Here is a 5,774-nt window from a genome sequence, read left to right as displayed (position 1 = left end):
ATAAAGCCTTGAACGAACACAATAACAATCAGCACGGGGAGTGCGTATTTAAGGTACGGCTTCAGCACTCTTGAAAGTTTAAGACCTTTACCCGTGTTACATTCTTCAAAGTAATTGTCAAAGCCCCAGCCGAATTTTGTTGTGCAGAACAGGAGATAAACCATTGCGCCAATCGGAAGAAGAAGGTTGCTGACAACGAAGTCCTCAAGGTCAAGCACACCTTTGCCGAGAATGTTGAAGTCACTCCAAATGTTGAATCCAAAAATACACGGCAGACACGCAAAGAACATAATAATTCCATTGATAATTGACGCCTTTGTTCTGCTCATGCCGAATGTGTCGGTAAGAAAAGCAACAAGGTTTTCAAACACGGCAATAACCGTTGAAAAGCTTGCGAATGTCATAAACAGAAAGAAAAGCGTACCCCAAATCCGACCGCCCGTCATATTTACGAAAACATTCGGAAGCGTCACAAAAATAAGGGCAGGTCCTTGGTCGGGCTGAACGCCAAATGAAAAGCAAGCAGGGAAGATGATAAGTCCGGCAACAATTGCAACAAAAGTGTCCAATGCACAAATCTGAACAGCCTCACCGTAAAGCGTGCGGTCTTTGTTCATATAACTGCCGAAAATTTCCATTGATGCGATTCCGAGTCCGAGTGTGAAAAACGCCTGACTCATTGCAGAGGTGATTACCTTGCCGAGTCCTACATCTTTAACCTTTCCGAAATCGGGAACAAGATAAAAGCTCAAGCCTTCTCCCGCATTTGAAAGCATCATACTGTTGATTGCAAGAATAATAATCAGTGCAAGCAACGCAACCATCATAACCTTGCTGACCTTTTCAATGCCTTTTTGAAGTCCTCGACTGCATACAAAAAATCCGAATACAACGATTATCGCAAGCCATATAATCATCTCAACAGGCGATGCCATAAGGTTGTTAAACACTCCCGAAACCTGTTCTGAGTTCATTCCGCTTTTAAATGTTCCCGTTGCAAATTTATAGAAGTAATCTAACATCCAACCCGAAACAGGTGAGTAGTTCACTAAAAGTGTACCATCGTATGAGTCAAAACAAATTATACATAAAGAAGTATGTCGAATTATAAATAGTTATGTTACGAGCCAGTAGGCTCTTTTTTTATACCCAAATTTAGGTCGTAAAAGTGTTGTGATATAATATAGTTGTAACACCTTGACCTAATAAGATATAATCTTAGGAGGAAACGAGGTATGTTACAAATGAGTAAACAATATGAACCGGAATTCAAAAAGAAGATTGTACGTCTTCATCTTGAAGAGGGACGAACCCTCAAAGGCCTTGCTGCCGAATATGGCGTATCCAAGGCAAATATATCTATTTGGGTAAAACAGTTCCGTGAAGAATGCCAAACAAATGAAGAAGCCAAAGCGGATTATGATTATATGAAGGAGAACCTTAAACTGAAAAGACAGCTTGCAGAACTCCAAAAGGAAAATGACTTCCTAAAAAAAGCGGCGGCATTCTTTGCGAAGGAAATCGATTAGTGGCTTATCGATTTATTCAGCAGTATGGGCACAAATACGGTGTCCGTTGGTTATTGAAAAGACTGAACATCCTACCAAATGCTTATTATAATTTTCTGAAGAATAGGAAATCTGTATCATAAGCGTAAGGAAAAAATCAAGCATGAAATTGTGGACATCTATCACTCTCACAACGGCACTGATGGTTACAGAACTGTGCACGCTTATCTTCTTCGCAAGGGATACAGCATCAGTTGTGTAACTGTCCATAAGTACATGAATACAGGGCTTCAGTTATTTTCAATTACAAGAAAACGCAAAGCATTAGTAAGGCTGGATATCCGTATGATAATGCTCCTATGGAACGTTATTACAATACTCTCAAGAATGAACTGATTAATCATCATTACTATCATTCTGAGAAAGAATTATATACATCCATTGAAGAATTTGCGTATGTTCATTACAATCACGAACGGCCCGCATTCTTATAACAACTATAAAACGCCTTTTGAGGCACGCTACGGGGCATAAACCCTGTAGCAATAAAAATTAGGTCAGAGTGTTACAAAAAAGCTTGACCACAACACTTTTATTATATCAGTCCATTTTCGTTTTCCATTTGCTTTTCAATTTCTTTAATTGTTTCCTTATGACCTCTTGAAATTAATGCAATAATTTCATGTGTAGTCCTTTTTGTCTCCGACAATATTCAATTTTTTCTATATTGTTTATGTTACACAAAATACAAAGTGAAATTTCTACATTTTCAGTATGGGATAAATGACATAAAAATAGATGATGGTTTTGAGCCATCACCTACTGCATAATTTATATGTATTTTTAATACCCAATGACTTCTGTTGACACTTCATCAATCACATCTGATGGTATTGTATAAGTTTTGATGATACAATTCCGATTATTTCTGTAAGCTTCAACTCAAAATCACGACTTACATCATCCGCACCACTAATAGCATGAGCACACTCATGAAGTAGTGTTCCTGCATATTGTTCTAATGATTTTAACTGTTTTCTTTTTATTAGTATCTTATTTTCTCCGGCAATCCATAAACCCAATGTTTCATTAAACAATTCTGATTCATATATTTTTTCAACAATAACTATTTTCTTTACATTTTTAGGTTTTCCGCCAATCAATTTTAAAATGGAATCTGTTATGTTATAAACTTCTTTTTCATATACTGTTAATGCATTTATATCAATTTCTACAGGTACAAATCTTTCTTTTTCATCCTTAATATATTGATTAGCAGTAGTTAATGTTTCCCCACTTTTTGCACCTGTATTATAGTCCTCCATTTTTGATATAATATTATCAGGAACAACTACTGGATTATAGCCGCTTCTTTGCATTTCATCAATCAATGATGGTTTATTTTGTAAGTCACTTGTAGTAACAAAAGTTGTATCTTTATGTAATTGATTCATTTTTATAGACGCATGCATAGCAATATCATTCCAAGAAAGTTCATCATGTCTATTTCCACTTCCAAATTGTTGTAAATCTTCAACGAGTGCATCTATAACTTTCTCTGATGAACATGCTTTCAATATATCTTTTATTCTCCCAGTATATGCTGAACGACCAACATTAGTACGTTCACGATTAAGGGCTTTTTTTAATTGTGCTGTAAGAGATGTTATATTATATGAAAATAAAAAATTAGATTCCTCTGCGACCTTAACTCCGTTAATGTATATATCAGCTGTATTCGTTGAATTTTCTATAACTTCTCCGTATGCATTTTTTTCCAGAATGTTTTTCCCAGAAAAAGTAAGAAACAAAGATTTTGCTTTTTCTATATCATCTACATTACATCCTAACAAGCAAAAATCTGTACCAACCATATTAGGATTTTGTGGCGGAGCAATTTGAGCATGTAATGTAATTATATCATCAAATCCACTTTTTGATGCTTCTTTTAGAGTAATAATTCCATATTTAGATATTATTTGTACTTTTATTCCATGCCTATATAATGTAGCTAATGCATCTTTAAGCCCGACTCCAAATCTACCAATAAGTTTGTCATTAGTTAATTTTTCTTCATTTTCATTTTGAGTTAAATGATGATAATTTAATCCACGTCCAAAATCTATTATATGCCACCAACCATCATTAGACTTATATATTGATATATCTTTAGTGTTTGTTAAAATCTGTTCGTCAAGAGCATTGGCTATTATCTCCCTGATAGCATGATATACTTCCCAATTTTCTAATATCTTTTCAATATTTAAGTCAAATTCTTTTGCATTATTTGTCTTAACTATATTATCGTCAACCTTTATAGGTACCTTTTTTAATTTATCAAAAATTGACATGGTTATTCTCCTCCTTAATTTTATTACATTAACACTATCATATTTATGTGTTATTTACCACATTTTTAGTATGATTCAAACCACAAACCAATCTATAAGTTAAATTTTCATATGTAATGTTATAGACAGGAGCAATCTTTTCAAATATCTCTCTCAAACGACTAGAGATAGTGTCGTCTATTACTTTGTTACGGTATTTTATACACATAATCAGATGATAGTGTAGCATGAATACTGAATGATTATTTGTATCCAATTGCATTGTTTTTATATCATTTCCGTTAGATACGACTGATTTATAAACACATTGTAATACAGCAAGCCCAAGAAGTCAAGAAGGTGCCGTGTTAATCGTAATTCATCCCACCACTTATAGAAGAGGGGGATTTCTTGCTCACGGCGTGTTAAAAAATGTTGTGTAGATAGGCTCACGATTAGTGAGCCTGTGATTTGCGTCACGATAGTGACGCTATAATATTTGTGTAGTATTTTGTGTAGAGAAAAACAGGCTCATCAGAGCCTGTTTTCTTTGTGTAGCAGAAAGGTTGTGTAGTTGGGAGAAAAAAGAACCCCCTACCCGTTTCGGATAGAGGGTTTGGGTGAGCGAAGCTACTGCTTAGTTGCTGTGCTTACCGCAACCAGTGCAGACCTGACCAGTGGCAACTTTTTCGTCCCAAGCGTCTTTCACTTTGACACGGTTAGTGCCAGTCTGTACACGCTCAGTACCAGTCTGAACGGCACCCCATAAAATTCTGTGTAAATAATAATCCTTCAAGCAATAACAAAACAGCGGATTGCGGTGTAATCAGGCTTTCTGATTTGCCCCGTGTTAACTTTTCTTTCCTGTCTGCGGAATGTTTTATGCACGATTTGCGTGAATAACATTTTGCGGACAGGAAATTCTATTCTCGGGGGCAAATCAAGCCGGTATTCTGTCCTCAAATATTATCGATAACTGGCTCAAAACTATGTCCCAGTTTCGACATCTTTGTGTCCAGCGTTCGACAATCTTTTGCGACGCTAAATACAACATTTTGCGCAGACTGTCATCGTTTGTGAATGACGGCTTGTTCTTCGTAATCTGCCTGAACTGACGGTTCAAACCTTCGATAATATTCGTTGTATATATTATCTTCCGAACTTCGGGCGGATATGCGAAAAATGTGGATAGAATATCCCAATTTTCCTCCCAACTTTTTACGCAGGAGGGATAAGTTTTGCCCCACTTGTCCTTGAACAAAATCAGGTTGTTCATAGCCTCTTCCTCGCTGATGGCTTGATATACTTTCTTGAGGTCAGCCATCAGTTCCTTGATGTGTTTGTAGCTGACAAACCTTGTGCTTGAACGTATCTGATGAATGATGCAACGCTGGATTTGTGCGTTCGGAAAAGCCGCTTCAATAGCCTGTCTGAAACCTGTCAGACCGTCAACGCAGAACAGAAATACATCTTTAATTCCACGAGTTTTGAGTTCGTTCAACACATTCAGCCAGAATTTACTGCTCTCATTTTCGCCAATCCATATGCCGAGAATATCTTTCTGCCCATCAAGATTGATGCCCAAAACTACATATGCAGCCTTCGTGATATACTGATGATTTTCCTTGACTTTGTAATGGATTGCATCCATAAACACAAACGGATATACTGCTTCAAGAGGTCGGTTCTGCCAAGCAGTCACATCGGGCATAATCTTCTCGCTGATTTCGCTGACAAGCTCGGGAGAAATTTCTACATCATACAGATTTTTGATTCGTTCGGAAATATCACGCTGGCTCATTCCGCAGGCATAGAGCGAGAGAATTTTCTCCTCCATACCGTCTGCATTGCGGTTGTATTTGCTGATTATTTTGGGTTCGTATTCGCCGTTTCTGTCCCTCGGAACTTTGATTTCAAGCTCGCCCATCTGCGTTTT

Annotated in this window: 3 protein-coding genes and 2 pseudogenes; 1 reads left to right on the top strand and 4 read right to left on the bottom strand. The window is 36.9% G+C overall.

Annotation, left to right across the window (positions count from 1 at the left end):
- On the bottom strand, positions 1-1,049 hold a 1,049-nt coding region (locus tag RBATCC27255_RS07025; protein ID WP_341458200.1), incomplete at its 3' end, for a sodium-dependent transporter.
- A 186-nt stretch (positions 1,050-1,235) separates the two neighbouring features.
- Between RBATCC27255_RS07025 and RBATCC27255_RS07020 the strand changes: the two are divergent.
- Positions 1,236-2,042, top strand: a pseudogene (locus RBATCC27255_RS07020) (transposase).
- A 344-nt stretch (positions 2,043-2,386) separates the two neighbouring features.
- Here the strand turns inward: RBATCC27255_RS07020 and RBATCC27255_RS07015 are convergent.
- The 3 genes and pseudogenes from RBATCC27255_RS07015 to RBATCC27255_RS07005 form a co-directional block, all read right to left on the bottom strand.
- Positions 2,387-3,859, bottom strand: coding sequence for an ATP-binding protein (locus RBATCC27255_RS07015; RefSeq protein WP_206602216.1), 1,473 nt, complete (start codon positions 3,857-3,859; stop codon positions 2,387-2,389).
- Positions 3,860-3,968: 109 nt separating this feature from the next.
- A pseudogene (locus RBATCC27255_RS07010) lies at positions 3,969-4,121 on the bottom strand (transposase); the annotation flags it as partial.
- A 657-nt stretch (positions 4,122-4,778) separates the two neighbouring features.
- Positions 4,779-5,774: IS256 family transposase (locus tag RBATCC27255_RS07005; RefSeq protein WP_101029346.1), on the bottom strand; the 996-nt coding region annotated here is incomplete at its 5' end.

It is taken from the genome of Ruminococcus bromii, assembly GCF_002834225.1.
GTDB lineage: Bacteria > Bacillota > Clostridia > Oscillospirales > Acutalibacteraceae > Ruminococcoides > Ruminococcoides bromii.
The sequence above is the reverse complement of the archived record's forward strand: the minus strand, read 5'-3'. Positions and strand labels throughout refer to the sequence as shown.

Bases quoted from the DNA above. Each gene is read 5' to 3' on its own strand.
- RBATCC27255_RS07015 (WP_206602216.1), bottom strand. From the start codon at position 3,859: ATGTCAATTTTTGATAAATTAAAAAAGGTACCTATAAAGGTTGACGAT.